Genomic DNA, 16,806 nt, shown 5'->3' with positions numbered 1-16,806 from the left:
AGCTCTGTATAAATACTATCTATAGCTACTAAATTTAATAAAATAAATTTAGAAATTTAGATAACCAAACAAGTAATAAAAATTTTATTACTAAATTTTAATTGTAGTTAATCTAAAAAGTATAATTAAAATTTATGCATGAGTAGGTAATACTCGTTACAATTCTTAAGTAATGATTATCAGGATAAATCTTAACCTACTGTATCTATTAACATTGTTGTCATATGAGGTTAATCCTTTGAGTGATATGGTGAAAAACCTAGTTCTTTGGTTAGTCATCGCGATCTTGTTGATGTCTGTATTTCAAAGTTTTGGACCCAACGAGCTAACTGGTAATAAAATTGATTATTCAACTTTCTTATCTGAAGTTAATCAAGATAAAGTCCGTAAAGTGCAAATAAATGGGCGAGAAATTGTTGTTATCAAGAAAGATAATCACAAATATATAACCTATATCCCTATTAAAGATTCTAAACTACTTGATAATTTATTAACTAAAAATGTTAAAGTAGCTGGTTTACCTCCTGAAGAACCAAGTATGTTAGCTTCTATATTAATATCTTGGTTTCCAATGATAATACTGATTGGTATTTGGGTTTTTTTTATGCGCCAGATACAAGGAGGAGGTAGAGGTGCAATGTCATTTGGTAAAAGTAAAGCACGTATGTTGACGGAAGATCAAGTAAAAACTACTTTTGCTGATGTTGCTGGTTGTGATGAAGCTAAAGAAGAAGTCAGTGAATTAGTTGAATATTTACGTGAACCTGATCGTTTTCAAAAACTAGGCGGTAAAATTCCTAAAGGTATATTAATGGTTGGGCCTCCTGGAACTGGTAAAACTTTATTAGCTAAAGCAATTGCTGGTGAAGCAAAAGTGCCTTTTTTTTCAATTTCAGGTTCGGATTTTGTTGAAATGTTTGTAGGAGTAGGAGCTTCTCGTGTTCGAGATATGTTTGAACAAGCTAAAAAAACAGCACCTTGTATCATATTTATTGATGAAATTGATGCTGTAGGTCGTCAGAGAGGAGCAGGTTTGGGTGGAGGACATGATGAACGTGAACAAACATTAAATCAAATGTTAGTTGAAATGGATGGTTTTGAAGGTAATGAAGGAATAATAGTTATTGCAGCAACAAATCGCCCTGATGTTCTAGATCCTGCATTACTGCGCCCAGGCAGATTTGACAGACAAGTTGTGGTTGGATTACCTGATGTTCGCGGAAGGGAGCAAATTTTGAAAGTTCATATGCGTCGTATACCAATATCATCAGACGTTGATCCTATGATCATAGCCCGTGGTACTCCTGGTTTTTCTGGAGCTGATTTAGCTAATCTTGTTAATGAAGCTGCTTTATTTGCAGCTAGATTAAATAAAAGAGTTGTTTCAATGTTTGAATTCGAAAAAGCAAAAGATAAAATAATGATGGGAGCAGAACGTAAATCCTTAGTAATGACAGAATCTCAGAAAGAATCAACTGCTTATCATGAAGCAGGTCATGCTGTTATTGGCCGTTTAATACCAGAACATGATCCAGTACACAAGGTTACTATAATTCCTCGTGGTCGAGCTTTAGGTGTAACTTTTTTCCTTCCTAAAGACGATCAAATTAGTATAAGTAAAAAGAAATTAGAAAGTCAAATTTCTACTCTTTACGGAGGTCGATTAGCTGAAGAAATAATATATGGTGTAGATTATGTTTCTACTGGAGCTTCAAATGATATTAAAATTGCTACTAATTTAGCTAGAAATATGATTACACAATGGGGTTTTTCTGAAAAGTTAGGTCCTTTATTATATGCAGAAGAAGAAGGAGAAGTATTTTTAGGTCGTTCAGTAGCAAAAGCAAAAAATATATCTGATGAAACAGCACGTATTATTGATCAGGAGATTAGACAACTGATCGATAATAATTATCAGCGAGCCAAATATATACTATGTGAAAATATGGATATACTTCACGCCATGAAAGATGCTTTAATGAAGTATGAAACTATTGATGCATCACAAATAGATGACTTAATGGCACGTCGGCAAGTACGTCCCCCTGTTAGTTGGGAAAATACCAATGATATGAAAATTCAAAATTCATCAGGTACTGTAAGCCACTCAACTGACAATATTAATTAGCACTATTTAATAAATTAGTTAAATATTCACGTAATAGTTTTTTTGGATTTCAATATAATTGAACATTAGGATTTGATATTGTGAAATTGTTTTCCAGAAATTCTTATTTGTTCTTATCTAAAATTAATGTGATGGGGATTTTAAATATTACACCTGATTCATTTTCTGATGGGGGCAAGTATAACAAATTATCAAAGGCTTTAATGCATGTTGAAAACATGGTAAATTCAGGTGCTGATATTATTGATGTAGGCGGAGAATCAACTCGTCCTGGTGCTAATAATGTATCTGTTGAAGAAGAACTAGAACGTGTTATTCCGGCAATTGAATTAATTAAAAAAAATTTTGACGTATGGATTTCAGTTAACACATCTAAACCTGAATTGATATATGAATCTTTTAAAGCAGGAGTGAACATCATTAATGATGTTCGTTCATTATCTGAACATGGAGCATTAGAAGCTGCTGTTTTCACTGATTTACCTGTTTGTATAATGCATCAATCAAAAGGATTATGTTATCAATGGACATATAAAAATACTATTAGCGAAATTAATAAATATTTTTATGAATATATTCTACGCTATGAAAAAGCAGGCATAAAAAAAAGTAATATAATTCTAGATCCTGGTTTTGGTTTTGGAAAAAATTCTATACATAATTATCATATATTAGCTAATCTTAATAAATTTCATCATTTTAAGTTGCCATTATTAGTAGGAATATCGCGCAAATCTATGATAGGTGATCTATTAAAAATTAATCCATCAAATCGTTTAATAGGAAGCATTACTTGTGCAGTTATTGCTGCATTACAGAATATTCAAATTATTCGTGTGCATGATGTTCAAGAAACTTTAGAGGCGATTAATATAGTAAATATAATACAAAACATAAAGGAATGTAATTTATGAGTAACCTCAAATATTTCGGCACAGACGGAATTCGCGGAAAAGTGGGAGAATTGCCAATTACACCTGATTTTTTTTTAAAGTTAGGTTGGGCTGCTGGAAAAGTTCTTACTAGACAGGTTTCCAAAAAAATAATTGTAGGCAAAGATACCCGAATTTCTGGTTATATGTTAGAATCAGCATTGGAAGCAGGTTTATCTGCAGCAGGTTTATCTGCAGCTTTTACTGGTCCAATGCCAACACCAGCTATTGCTTATTTAACTCGTACATTTAGAGCAGAAGCTGGAATTGTCATTTCAGCTTCTCATAATTTTTATAACGATAACGGAATTAAATTTTTTTCTTCTAAAGGTACTAAATTACCCAGTTATGTGGAAGAATCTATCGAATTAGAAATGAAAAAACCGATAACATGCGTTGAATCATCACAATTAGGACGTGCTAGTCGTATTGATGATGCTTCAGGACGTTATATCGAATTTTGTAAAGGCACTTTTCCTAGTAATTTAAATCTAAATGGACTCAAAATTGTTGTTGACTGTGCCAATGGATCTACTTATCATATCGCGCCTAATGTTCTTAGTGAACTTGGTGCAGAAGTAGTTCCAATTGCTGTAAATCCAAATGGAGTAAATATTAATAAAGAATGTGGAACATCTCATGTATATATGTTTCAACGTGTTCTTTCAGAAAAAGCTGATTTAGGTTTATCCTATGATGGTGATGGTGATCGAATCACAATGATTGATCATTTAGGAAACAAAGTAGATGGTGATCAAATTCTTTATGTTATTGCTAGAGAAGGTTTACTCCAAGGAAATTTGCATGGAGGAGTAGTAGGAACTTTAATGAGTAATATGGGATTAGAAATTGCACTTAAGAAATTGGGGGTTCCATTCGAACGTGCACAAGTTGGTGATCGTCATGTAATCGAAAAAATGAAAGAAAAAGGATGGAGATTAGGTGCCGAAAATTCTGGTCATGTGATTATATTAGATAAAACTACAACTTGCGATGGTATTGTAGCTAGTTTGCAAGTACTTACTGCAATGATACGTAATCAAATGAGTTTGCATGATTTATGTGGCGGAATTAATATGTTACCACAAATATTAATGAATATTAATCTTCCTGTTAATACTAACCCACTAGAAAACCATGCAGTAAAAAAAATATTTAAAGAAATTGAAAAAGAATTATCAGGCAATGGTCGTATTTTAATAAGAAAATCTGGTACTGAACCTCTTATTCGTGTTATGGTAGAAGGTAGAGATAAAAAACAAATTGATGAGTTAGCTAATCTTCTTATGAGTCATATTCAATTAAGTAGTAGTATATAATTGACTTATCCTTTTTTAAAAAAATATTGCAGAAAAACAGTATGTTTGTTAAAATTCTTGCTATATGCTATACATGATTCTTAAAAAATAATTTTTGGATATCAGTTTAATTATGTACTTATTTCTTTTAATATCTCTTTTTATTGTATGTATTATGTTTATATCTTTAGTGATGCTTCAACAAAATAAAGGTGCGGGCATAGAAACTTCTTTTAATTCAAATAGATCAAGTATGCTTTTTAGTTCTATTAGTTCTGATAGTTTTTTGAATCGAATTATTGCTATACTGGCTGTGCTGTTTTTTTTGATTATTTTGATATTAAATAATTTTAATAACAATATGTTGACTAAAAGTAAGTGGGAAAATCTTTCTATACCTCCAAAAAATCAAAAAATAAGTTCTAAATGAATTAAAAAACTAACTGACATCAAATATTCCTATGAAATGTAGTTAATAGTAAATTTAATTATGAAACCGAGGTGGTGAAATTGGCAGACACGCTACTTTGAGGTGGTAGTGCCTTATTTTAGGTATGCGGGTTCAAGTCCCGTCCTCGGTACCATTGCTAATATTAATATATATTATATAACATTTTGAAATTAATAAGTTTTATTCAGTAAAATTTTATATATGTAATCTTCTAACAGAGATATTTGATATTATGTTATAATGTATATATATTATATGATATAACTTGTAGATACTGTTATTTTGGATTTTTATTTTAATACTTCTTATTTATTAGGTACAATAATAGATCTTCTAGGGGGGTATTTGTTATTCTAGAGCATTTGATATGTAATAAACTGATAACAAAAACCCCGGAATCGGGGTTTTTTATTATCAGTTTATTACATATCAAATATAGATATTGGAAATAAACTTTTATTTTGTTTTCTAAGGAAGAGCTTTGCCTAAATTAAGAAAAAAATTACTTGATTTAATATCAACACAAATAGAATATCTAGGATATACATTAATAGGGATTGATTTTATCAAAGATCGTATATCTATTTTGCGTATTTATATTGATAGTAAAAATGGTGTTAATATAGACGATTGTGCGAATGTTAGCTATAAAATAAGTGCAATAATGGAACGAGAAAATTTAATTAATATACCTTATAATCTTGAAATATCATCACCAGGATTAGATCGTCCTTTATTTACCGCTGAACAGTATTTTAAATTTTTAGGTAAAAAAGTATGTCTTTTATTATATGTGGCTATTTATAACCGTCGCAAATGGGAGGGCATTATTAAATCTGTCAATGGAGATATGATTACGGTAAATGTTGAGGGATATGATAAAGTGTTTGCTTTAAATCTTATTAAAAAAGCTAACTTAGTTCCCTGCTTCCAAAATCCGGATTGAGAAAAACCAAAATGAACAAAGAGATATTAGCTGTTGTAGAGGCCGTTTCTAACGAAAAAGCTTTACCACGTGAAAAAATCTTTGAAGCACTAGAACGTGCATTAGCTACTGCAACTAAAAAAAAATACGAACAAGAAATAGATATACGTATCAGTATAGATCGTAAGAGTGGCGATTTTGATACTTTTCGAAGGTGGGAAATAGTAGATGAAGTCGTACAACCGACACGAGAAATTACGTTAGATGCAGCTCGATTCGAAAATAATGAATTAAATATAGGTGATTATATTGAAGATCAAATAGAATCTGTAACCTTTGACAGGATTACTACTCAAACTGCTAAACAGGTAATTGTTCAAAAAGTACGTGAAGCTGAACGTGCTATGATAATTGACAGATTCCGTGAACATAAGGGTGAAATGATTACATGTATAGTAAAAAAAATTAATCGCGATAGTATTTCTCTAGATTTAGGTGATAATGCTGAGGCTATAATTTTAAGAGAAGACATTTTACCACGTGAACATTTTAGACCAGGTGATCGACTTCGTGGAGTATTATATTCAATACGTCCTGAAGCAAAAGGTGCTCAACTTTTTATAACTCGTTCTAAAATAGAGATGCTTATAGAGTTATTTAGAATCGAAGTTCCAGAAATTAATGAAGAAATCATTGAAATCAAAGCTGCTACTAGAGATCCTGGTTCTAGATCTAAAATTGCTGTCAAAACTAATGATAAACGAATTGATCCCATAGGTGCTTGTGTTGGTATGAGAGGCGCACGTGTTCAAGCTGTATCTAACGAATTAGGTGGAGAACGTATTGATATTGTATTATGGGATGACAACCCAGCACAGTTTGTCATTAATGCAATGGCACCAGCAGATGTAACATCGATTGTAGTAGATGAAGATAAGCATACAATGGATATAGCCGTTGAAGCTAGCAATCTTGCTCAAGCAATTGGCCGTAACGGTCAAAATGTTCGATTAGCTTCACAGCTTAGTGGTTGGGAATTAAATGTAATGACCATTGAAGATTTACAGATAAAATATCAACCTGAAACTCATGAAGCAATTAATATTTTCATCAAACATCTTGATATTAATAATGATTTTGCTTCTTTTTTAGTTGAAAAAGGTATTTATTCTTTAGAAGAATTAGCATATGTACCGGTTGATGAACTATTAGAAATTGGTGGTTTCAATGAAGAAGTTATTAACACTTTACGTAAAAAAGCTAAAAATGTATTAACTACTATAGCATTAGCTAAAGAAGAGAGTATATTTAGGCATAAACCTAATAAAGATCTTCTAAACCTAAAAGGCTTAAATCGTACCTTAGCTTTTCGACTAGCATTAAAAGGTATTTCAACAGTAGAAAATCTAGCTGAGCAAAGTATTGACGATCTTATTGATATTGAAGAACTAACTGAAACACAAGCTGGTGCATTAATTATGGCTGCACGTAATGTATGTTGGTTTAGTAATAAAGCGTAATAACGGGAAGGAATATTATGATAGATGTAACCGTACAGTCGCTGGCCTCAGAAATTCAGATTTCAGTAGATCGGTTAATTCAACAATTTGCTAATGCAGGTATCTCCAAATCTGAACATGATGTAGTAACTCAGCATGAAAAAGAAATTTTACTATCTTATTTAAATCATAAACATGGAAATAAAAATTATTCTAATAAACTCATTTTGCAACGCAAAATTCGTAGTACTTTGAATATACCAAGTGTCGGAGGAAAACAAAAATCAGTAAAAATCGAATTTCGCAAAAAACATACTTACAACAGAGGCATTGTAGAATCTGGAAGAATTAATATAGAAAAAAATACAGAAATAACAAATAATTTATTGATAGAAAAAGAAAACAAACAAAAAAACACCAATTTACATTGTAAAGAAAAAATTAAAAATTTACAGTTTAATAAAAATAAAAAAACCAAAAAAATAAATAATAAAATAAAAAACAATCAAGTTTCTGTAGAAAGAATCAAAAATCAGCAAAACCAAAAAGATTTAATAGAATTTGACACTGCTGAATTAAAACGTAAAACAGAAGAAACAGCACGATATAAACTTGAAAAACAAGCACGTATTGCAGTTGAAAATGCTCGTTTACTAGCTGAAAAAAAAGCAGATCAATGGAATAACAATGAAGAAAAAGATTCTAATACATCTGAATATGATATCCGTCATGGTGAAGATGAACGTTATCAACAAATTGAGTCTAGTCATAAATATATACGTAACAATAAAATATTACGTTCTATAAAAAAAGGTAATAAACGTATTGAATCTAAAAAAGATCATGAAGATTTAAAAAGTTTTACGAGGATAAATAAAAGCAATAAAAACCGTAATAAACAACAAAATATAATTCAACAAGTATTTAACAAACCAGTTCAAGCAGTGAGTCGGAATATAATTATAGGAGAAACTATTACGGTTTCTGAATTAGCAAATAAAATGGCTATAAAAGGTTCGCTAGTAATTAAAGCAATGATCAAAATGGGTGCTATGGCAACAATAAATCAAGTTCTCGATAAAGAAACAGCTCAATTAGTAGCTGAAGAAATGGGACATAAAGTTATAATACGTCGGGATAATGAATTAGAAGAATCATTAATAAATGATCGAAATATACATGATGCTATTCAGGTCAATCGAGCTCCAATTGTGACTATTATGGGACATGTAGATCATGGTAAAACTTCATTGCTAGATTATATTCGTTCTACTAAAGTTGCTCCAAGTGAAGCAGGTGGTATTACTCAACACATAGGAGCTTACCATGTTAAAACCAATAATGGAATGATAACATTTCTTGATACACCTGGACACGCTGCTTTTACTGCTATGCGTGCTCGTGGAGCACAAATAACTGATATTGTAGTACTAATTGTTGCTGTAGATGATGGTGTAATGCCACAAACCATAGAAGCAATTCAACATGCAAAAGCAGCTAAAGTACCAGTGATAGTTGCTATTAACAAAATTGACAAACAAGGAACTGATCCAGAACATATTAAAAAAGAACTAACTAAATACGGTGTTGTTCCAGAAGAATGGGGAGGAGAAAATATATTTGTTAATGTTTCTGCAAAAACTGGAATTGGTATAGATAATTTATTAAATGCAATTTTATTACAAGCAGAAATAATGGAACTAACTGCTATATGTTCTGGTATGGCAAAAGGAATAGTTATAGAATCGTTCTTAGATAAAGGTAGAGGACCTGTTGCAACCGTATTAGTTACAGAAGGACAACTTAATCAAAATGATATTATATTATGTGGTTTTGAATACGGTCGAATTAGAGCAATGCGTAATGAAATGGGTTGTAAGATATTAAAAGCTAATCCTTCTATTCCTGTGGAAATTTTAGGTTTGTCTGGTGTACCAGCAGCAGGAGATGCTATGACCGTTGTTAAAGATGAAAAAAAAGCACGAGAAGTAGCTATTTATCGTCAAGGAAAATTTCGAGAAATTAAATTAGCTCGTCAACAAAAATCTATATTAGACAATATATTTTCTAATGTAGCAAAAAGTGAAACGTCAGAATTAAATATATTATTAAAAGCAGATGTTCAGGGTTCTGTAGAAGCAATTTGCGATTCTTTAAACAAATTATCGACCAAAGAAATAAAAGTAAATATTATATATCATGGTGTAGGCGGAATTACTGAAACGGATGCTACATTAGCATCTGCTTCTAATGCTATTATAATAGGATTTAACGTAAGAGCTGATGCATCTGCTCGTTATATAATTGATAATGAAAGTTTAAAATTGCGTTATTATTCTGTAATATATGATTTACTCAATGAAATGAAAGCTGCAATATATGGTATGTTAAAACCAGAGTATAAACAAAATATTGTTGGTTTAGCTAAGATACGTGATGTATTTAAATCCATGAAATTTGGTTCTATTGCAGGTTGCATGGTTACAGAAGGTCATATAAAACGTCATGATTCTATTCGGGTTTTTCGAAATAACATGTTAATTTATGAAGGAGCAATAGGATCTTTAAGACGTTTTAAGGATGATGTAAGTGAAGTACGTAATGGTATGGAATGCGGTATAGTAATTAAAAATTATAATGATGTACATGTTGATGATATTATTGAAGCATATGAAACCATAGAAGTAAAACGTATAGTTAATTGATACATTTCATAAATTAGATTGGTTTTATATTTACCTATCTAATTAGTAGGATAAGATAATGATAAGAGAATTCAAGCGATTATTGCGTATTTCACACGAAATAAAAAAAGAAATAACAATAATACTACAAAGAAAAATAAATGATCCTCGTTTGAGAATGATGATTACTGTTTCTGATGTACAAGTTTCTCGTGATTTATCTTATGCGAAAGTATTTGTTACTTTTTTTAAAGAAACACAAGATTCACATACTATAAACAACGGAATGCAAGCATTAAAAGAGTCTTGTAAATATATTCGAATTTTATTAAAACAAAATATGAAATTACGTGTTATACCTTCTATAAATTTTTTTTATGATGATTCTTTTAAAAAAGGCAAACATATTTGTAGTATTATTAATAACATACAAGAAGATAGTCAAAATAGCAACATAACTATATATGATGATAACGAGGAAACTAATGTCTCTTAGTTATCGTAAAATCACAGGTGTATTATTGTTAGATAAACCTAAGGGTATTTCTTCTAATTATGCATTACAGGAAGTAAAACGTATATTTATTGCTAATAAAGCTGGATATACAGGTACTCTTGATCCTTTAGCAACTGGTATGCTACCCATTTGTTTTGGAGAAGCAACTAAATTTGCTCAATATTTAACAAATGCGAATAAACGCTATTTAGTAGTCGCTAAACTAGGTAAACGAACTAATACTTCAGATGCATATGGAGTTGTCGTGAAAGAATGCCCTATTAATTTTAATCAAAAAAATCTTTATGATGCATTAGAAAGTTTCAAAGGAAATATATTACAGGTCCCATCCATATTTTCAGCATTAAAATATAAAGGAAGTCCACTATATAAATACGCTCATAAAGGAATATTCATCGAACGTAAGTCACGTTTAATTACTATACATGAATTAAGATTAATTAGATGGAATTACGATGAACTTGAATTGGAAATAAATTGTTCTAAAGGCACTTATATTCGTACTCTTGTTGATGATTTAGGAGAAAAACTTGGTTGTAGTGCTTATGTGATCGCATTACGGAGATTGCAAGTGGCAAATTGTTGTTATAATAAAATGATAACTTTAGATCAATTATATAGATTATTTTCTGTTTTTATTAAAACTGGTATTTCTCTGAAAAATTTTGTTGATCAATTATTGTTACCAATTGATAGTCAATTATCTCATTTACCTATGATCAACTTACCTTCTTTTACAGTAACTAAGTTTAAACAAGGACAATTAATATTTTTTGATGAATTACTGCCAAAAGGTTTTATACGTATAACAGAAGGTAAATTATATAAATTCATTGGTATTGCAAAGGTAACTAATGATAATTATATTGTTTTACATCGTTTATTAAATAATGACTGAAATATTTTGTTAGCAATTTTTATTAATGATGGATATATCTATTGTAATATTTAATTCAGTGTAGAACTAATATAGTTAATGAAAAATATAAACAGTTATTAAATAACATAATCATTTGATAATCATTCAATGGAGTATTATATCATGTCTCTAGAAATAAGACTTAAAGAAAAAATAATTTCTAAATATAGAATAAATCCTAACGATAAGGGCACTACCGAAATACAGGTTGCTTTGCTAAGTGCGCGTATTAGTCATCTGCAGATGCATTTTTCTCAACATAAAAAAGACCATCATAGTAGAATTGGACTATTACATATAGTGTCCAAGCGCCGTAAACTTTTAGATTATTTAAAGCGCAAAGATGTCACAAGATATACTAATTTAATTGAAAAGCTTAATATACGTCGTTAAATTAAATAATTAACCACGATATAACTTTTAAATTATTTAATATACTTATATAGGTGATATTTTATATCAATCAATTAATAAACATTTACAATGAAACAATCTATAATTGTTGGTTAATATGATATTTATTAGTAATAATCAATATGTTATATTAGCTAATTTTAAGTATACAATTATAATTCAATAATCAACGGCAGGCTGAAAATAGCGTTGCCCTCAAAATTGAGGACTGTGATTTTGTTGAATCCGATATTACGAAAATTTCAATACGGTCAACATACTATTACTTTAGAAACTGGTATGATAGCACGACAAGCTACTTCAGCTGTAATGGTAAGTATGGATGATACTGCAGTATTTGTGACTGTTGTAGGACAAAAGAATATTAAATATGAACAAGATTTTTTCGCTTTAAATATAACGTATCAGGAACGTAGTTATGCTGCAGGTCGTATTCCTGGTGGTTTTTTTCGACGCGAAGGTCGTCCTAGCGAAAGTGAAATTTTAATAGCACGTTTAATCGATCGTCCTATTAGACCTTTGTTTCCAGAATGTTTTAATGATGAGATTCAAATAATAGCTACTGTGCTTTCTGTAAACCCTCAAATTCACCCAGATATAGTAGCGATGATAGGGGCTTCCGCAGCTTTATCTCTGTCCGGGCTTCCATTTCATGGTCCTATTGGCGCTGCACGTGTAGGTTATATTAATAATCAATATGTATTAAACCCTACTGTAAACGAACTCAAGGAATCTCGTTTAGATTTAATTGTTGCTAGCAGTGAGAATGCTGTATTAATGGTTGAATCTGAAGCTAAAATTTTAACAGAAGAACAAATGTTAAGTGCTGTAATTTTTGGTCATGATCAACAACAAGTAGTTATAGAAAATATAAAAGAACTAGTAAATGAAACAGGTGGATCTAATTGGGATTGGCAACCAGCAATAATTAATGATATATCAAAATTGCGTATTGAACAATTATCTAAAGATAAGCTAAACGATGCTTATTATATCACAGATAAAAAAGAACGCCATAAACAAATTAATTTAATAAAAAATAATATTATTACAACCATGCAAATCGAAGACGAATCTTTATCAGATATACAAATAAATAACGTATTACATTCGATAGAAAAAAGTATTGTTAGAAATCGTATAATGAATGGAGAGCTGCGTATTGATGGCCGTGAAAAAGATATGATTCGTAGTTTAGATATTAGAACAGGTGTACTACCTCGTACTCATGGTTCAGCATTATTTACTAGAGGTGAAACCCAAGCTTTAGTTACTACAACACTAGGCACAACTAGAGATGCGCAGAATTTAGATGAATTAATGGGAGAACGTACAGATAATTTTTTGTTTCATTATAACTTTCCTCCATATTGTGTAGGAGAAATAGGTGTGGTTAGTTCACCAAAACGTCGAGAAATTGGCCATGGCAGATTAGCAAAACGAGGAATATTAGCTGTAATGCCTAGGGAAGAAGATTTTCCTTACACAATTCGTATTGTAGCTGAAATTACTGAGTCTAACGGCTCCTCTTCTATGGCATCTGTATGTGGGGCATCTTTAGCACTTATGGATGCGGGAGTACCAATTAAATCAGCTATTGCAGGGATTGCAATGGGTTTAGTAAAAGAAGATGAAAAATTTGTCGTTTTATCAGATATTTTAGGTGATGAAGATCATCTTGGAGATATGGATTTTAAAGTAGCAGGTAGTAGAGAAGGAATAACAGCTCTGCAAATGGATATAAAAATAGAAGGTATTACTCGTGAAATTATGCAAATTGCTTTAAATCAAGCAAAAGGTGCTAGATTGCATATTCTAAGCGTTATGGAACAAGCAATTAGCACACCAAGAAACGAAATATCCGAATTTGCTCCTCGAATATATACTATTTATGTAAGTCCAGCAAAAATAAAGGATATAATTGGTAAAGGTGGCTCAGTAATTCGCAGTATTACAGAAGAGACATGCACTAATATTGAACTTAAAGACGATGGTACTATAAAGATCGCAGCTACTGATAATTTAAAAGCTGAAGCAGCCATTCAAAGAATTAAAGAAATAACCACAGAAATAGAAGTTGGTAATATTTATAACGGTAAAGTTACTCGTATTGTTGATTTTGGCGCTTTTATTTCTATCAACGCAACAAAAGAAGGTTTAGTACATATATCGCAAATAATGGATAAACGCATTGACAAAGTTTCAGATTATTTAAAGATAGGTCAGGAAATATTAGTTAAAGTAATTGAAATTGATCGTCAGGGACGTATTAGATTAAGTATAAAAGATGTTAGAGAACAAAATTTAAAACCCAAGAAAATTATATAAAAAAATATATATCATAATATAAATTGTTGCAATTGAATATTATTATAAAAACAAAGGAGGAAGCATTCTTATACTATTCATCATGTTATCCTATAACAATATTTAATTTGATTAGAAATATTGTAGGCATATAATTAAATTAACTATAATCATATTACAAATATTTGTTAATATAATGTAAATTTAGTACATAAAAAATCATCATATTTTATTAAGATGTGCTTTTCTTTTTATTAATACTTTTCTATTTAAACCAACTGAAATAAATTATATAAACTAGTTTCTAAATTCAGAGGAACATACATTGCATGACTGACAATAAAATAACTTTTAATGATTTTGGCTTAAAATCTGCAATACTTAAATCATTAAAAAAAATGGGCTATATAAATCCTTCACCTATTCAAATTGGCTGTATTCCTTACTTGCTATCTGGTAAGGATGTGTTAGGCATGGCACAGACAGGAAGCGGTAAGACTGCAGCCTTTGCATTACCTTTATTAAATAATATTAATGTTAAGGAAAAAACTCCACAAATTTTAGTATTATCAATAACCAGAGAATTAGCAATTCAAGTTGCTGAAGCTATTTCTAAGTTTTCTGAATACTTGCATGGCTTAAATATAATTGCTCTTTATGGAGGTCAACGTTATGATATACAACTACGTACATTACGTCAAGGACCTCAAGTCGTAGTAGGTACTCCTGGTCGTCTCTTGGATCACCTAAAACGCGGTACGTTAAATTTGTCAAACTTAAAAGGGTTAGTTATAGATGAAGCAGATGAAATGTTACGTATGGGTTTTATCGAAGATGTGGAAAATATTATAGAATGTATTCCTGCAAATCGTCAAACTGCTCTATTTTCTGCAACCATGCCGGATGAAATTCGTCGTATAACTAAACGTTTTATGAAAAACCCTAAAGAAGTTTATATTAAATCAAGCATCAAAGATCAACCGGATATTAGTCAGAGTTACTGGCCCGCATATGGTCGCAAGATTGATGGATTAATACGTTTTCTAGAAGCAGAAGATTTTGATGCTGCAATTATTTTTGTGCGTACTAAAAATACTACTGTAGAATTGGCAAGTGCATTAGAAAAACATGGATACAATAGTGCTGCATTAAATAGCGATATTAATCAATCAGTTAGAGAACAAACTTTAGAGCGTCTTAAAGATTATAGAATTGATGTTTTAATAGCAACTGATGTTGCAGCACGTGGTTTAGACGTAGAGCGTGTTAGTTTAGTAATAAACTATGATATTCCATTAGATGCAGAATCTTATGTGCATCGTATTGGAAGAACCGGAAGAGCAGGTCGGTCAGGCAGAGCTCTTTTATTTGTTGAAAATCGAGAACGCCGTCTATTACGTAATATTGAAAGAACTATTAATAAAACAATAACAGAAGTCAAATTACCTGATTCTGAAGTATTAGGTCAACGTCGCTTAGCAAAGTTTAATGAGAAAGTAAAAAAACAACTTCAAAACAACAATGATCTAGATCAATATCGTAGATTGCTATCTAAAATGCATCCAGAAGAAAATTTAGATATGGAAACTTTAGCAGCAGTATTATTAAAGATAGCACAGGGAGAACGTCCATTAGTATTACCTAAAGATACACCAACTAATTTTCATAGAAACAAATTGTGTAATCGTACAGACAATCGTTATACACGTGGTGAATTACGTCATACACGTAATAAACTGGAAAAAAATCATAATAACTATCAACAAAATTCCCAAATGAGTATTAAGATGGATGAAATGCGGTTGTATCGCATTGAAGTAGGACGTGATGATGGAGTAGAAGTACGTCATATTGTGGGTGCTATTGCAAATGAAGGTTCTATAAGTAGCCGTTGTATAGGTAATATTAAATTATTTAATAATCACTCTATTATAGAACTATCAAAAAGCATTACATGTAATGTAATGCAGTGTTTTAATAGAACTCGTATTTTAAACAAGCCTATTAATATGCAATTAATAGGTGAGGTACAATTAAATAAAGGAAATTTAAATCGCCAATCCAATAGACATAATAGAAATTTTAGTTCTGAACGTCGTGGTATAAAATCATAAATTGATACAATATAATTATTGTTAACAACTGAATTATAATCAAAAAGGAACTTCATGATATTTTAGTTCCTTTTTACTCATATTTTTACCATCTCAATAATATATTTTAGCTATTATTATAAATAATATTTAACTAATGATTTAACATTACATTTTTATGTTTTGTGTTGAGGATAATAAATTGCTTGAATTTTCTTGTATTTTAGATTTTTTAGAAAAAAGATACTTACTATCATTATGTTGTGTGGACGATGATAATTTGTGGTGCGCTAACTGTTTTTATGTATTTGATGCTACTACTATGTCTTTATGGTTAATGACCGATCTAAATACTAGACACGGATTATATCTCATAAAAAATCCTAATATTGCTGGAACAATTGATAATAATAAAAAAAATATATCCTTAATTCAAGGAATACAATATAAAGGATGTATTTCAATGTTGGAAGGAATAAATAAAAAGAAAGCATTTATTGCTTATCATAAACGTTTTCCGATGTCACAATTCATTTCTGCGCCTATCTGGTCAATTAAATTAGAAGAAATAAAAATGACTGACAATACTTCTAAATTTGGAAATAAAATTATATGGCATAGGAATACGTTTTGATATAA

At 30.5% G+C, this 16,806-nt stretch carries 13 protein-coding genes and 1 tRNA gene; all 14 read left to right on the top strand.

The genetic code is table 11. The features are described 5' to 3' along the window. The first annotated feature begins 247 nt into the window (after positions 1-247). The 14 genes from ftsH (at position 248) to CRV11_RS02075 (ending at position 16,801) form a co-directional block, all read left to right on the top strand. Positions 248-2,128 carry an ATP-dependent zinc metalloprotease FtsH gene (ftsH, locus tag CRV11_RS02140; RefSeq protein WP_136131725.1) on the top strand — a complete coding sequence of 627 codons (1,881 nt, stop codon included), beginning with the start codon at positions 248-250 and terminating at the stop codon, positions 2,126-2,128. Positions 2,129-2,208: 80 nt separating this feature from the next. After that, positions 2,209-3,042: a dihydropteroate synthase gene (gene folP, locus CRV11_RS02135; RefSeq protein ID WP_136131694.1), complete on the top strand. Its 834-nt coding sequence runs from the start codon at positions 2,209-2,211 to the stop codon at positions 3,040-3,042. Continuing rightward, positions 3,039-4,379 (top strand): phosphoglucosamine mutase, encoded by a 1,341-nt coding sequence (gene glmM, locus CRV11_RS02130; protein ID WP_136131693.1) that lies wholly within the window; start codon positions 3,039-3,041, stop codon positions 4,377-4,379. Before folP ends, glmM begins: the two co-directional genes overlap by 4 nt. Before the next feature lie 112 nt (positions 4,380-4,491). Further along, positions 4,492-4,788: a preprotein translocase subunit SecG gene (secG, locus tag CRV11_RS02125; protein ID WP_136131692.1), complete on the top strand. Its 297-nt coding sequence runs from the start codon at positions 4,492-4,494 to the stop codon at positions 4,786-4,788. Positions 4,789-4,853: 65 nt separating this feature from the next. Continuing rightward, positions 4,854-4,942, top strand: a tRNA-Leu gene (locus tag CRV11_RS02120). A gap of 348 nt (positions 4,943-5,290) precedes the next feature. Beyond that, positions 5,291-5,755, top strand: coding sequence for a ribosome maturation factor RimP (rimP, locus tag CRV11_RS02115; protein ID WP_136131691.1), 465 nt, complete (start codon positions 5,291-5,293; stop codon positions 5,753-5,755). A gap of 11 nt (positions 5,756-5,766) precedes the next feature. After that, on the top strand, positions 5,767-7,254 hold the full coding sequence (gene nusA / locus CRV11_RS02110; RefSeq protein ID WP_136131690.1) for a transcription termination factor NusA: 1,488 nt from the start codon (positions 5,767-5,769) through the stop codon (positions 7,252-7,254). 17 nt (positions 7,255-7,271) lie between these two features. Next, on the top strand, positions 7,272-9,938 hold the full coding sequence (infB, locus tag CRV11_RS02105; protein WP_136131689.1) for a translation initiation factor IF-2: 2,667 nt from the start codon (positions 7,272-7,274) through the stop codon (positions 9,936-9,938). Positions 9,939-9,996: 58 nt separating this feature from the next. After that, positions 9,997-10,413, top strand: coding sequence for a 30S ribosome-binding factor RbfA (rbfA, locus tag CRV11_RS02100; protein ID WP_136131688.1), 417 nt, complete (start codon positions 9,997-9,999; stop codon positions 10,411-10,413). Next, complete coding sequence (truB, locus tag CRV11_RS02095; protein ID WP_136131687.1) at positions 10,403-11,332, top strand: tRNA pseudouridine(55) synthase TruB; 930 nt, start codon at positions 10,403-10,405, stop codon at positions 11,330-11,332. Before rbfA ends, truB begins: the two co-directional genes overlap by 11 nt. A gap of 144 nt (positions 11,333-11,476) precedes the next feature. Beyond that, positions 11,477-11,746, top strand: a complete 270-nt coding sequence (rpsO, locus tag CRV11_RS02090) for a 30S ribosomal protein S15 (protein WP_136131686.1) — start codon at positions 11,477-11,479, stop codon at positions 11,744-11,746. A 237-nt stretch (positions 11,747-11,983) separates the two neighbouring features. Then, positions 11,984-14,095 carry a polyribonucleotide nucleotidyltransferase gene (gene pnp, locus CRV11_RS02085; RefSeq protein WP_136131724.1) on the top strand — a complete coding sequence of 704 codons (2,112 nt, stop codon included), beginning with the start codon at positions 11,984-11,986 and terminating at the stop codon, positions 14,093-14,095. A gap of 308 nt (positions 14,096-14,403) precedes the next feature. After that, positions 14,404-16,188 carry a DEAD/DEAH box helicase gene (locus tag CRV11_RS02080; RefSeq protein ID WP_136131685.1) on the top strand — a complete coding sequence of 595 codons (1,785 nt, stop codon included), beginning with the start codon at positions 14,404-14,406 and terminating at the stop codon, positions 16,186-16,188. Positions 16,189-16,369: 181 nt separating this feature from the next. Further along, positions 16,370-16,801 carry a YhbP family protein gene (locus CRV11_RS02075; RefSeq protein WP_136131684.1) on the top strand — a complete coding sequence of 144 codons (432 nt, stop codon included), beginning with the start codon at positions 16,370-16,372 and terminating at the stop codon, positions 16,799-16,801. Positions 16,802-16,806: the final 5 nt, after the last annotated feature.

This window comes from Candidatus Pantoea edessiphila (assembly GCF_002933335.1).
Classification (GTDB): domain Bacteria; phylum Pseudomonadota; class Gammaproteobacteria; order Enterobacterales; family Enterobacteriaceae; genus Pantoea_C.
This window is presented reverse-complemented; position numbering and strand designations above follow the sequence as displayed.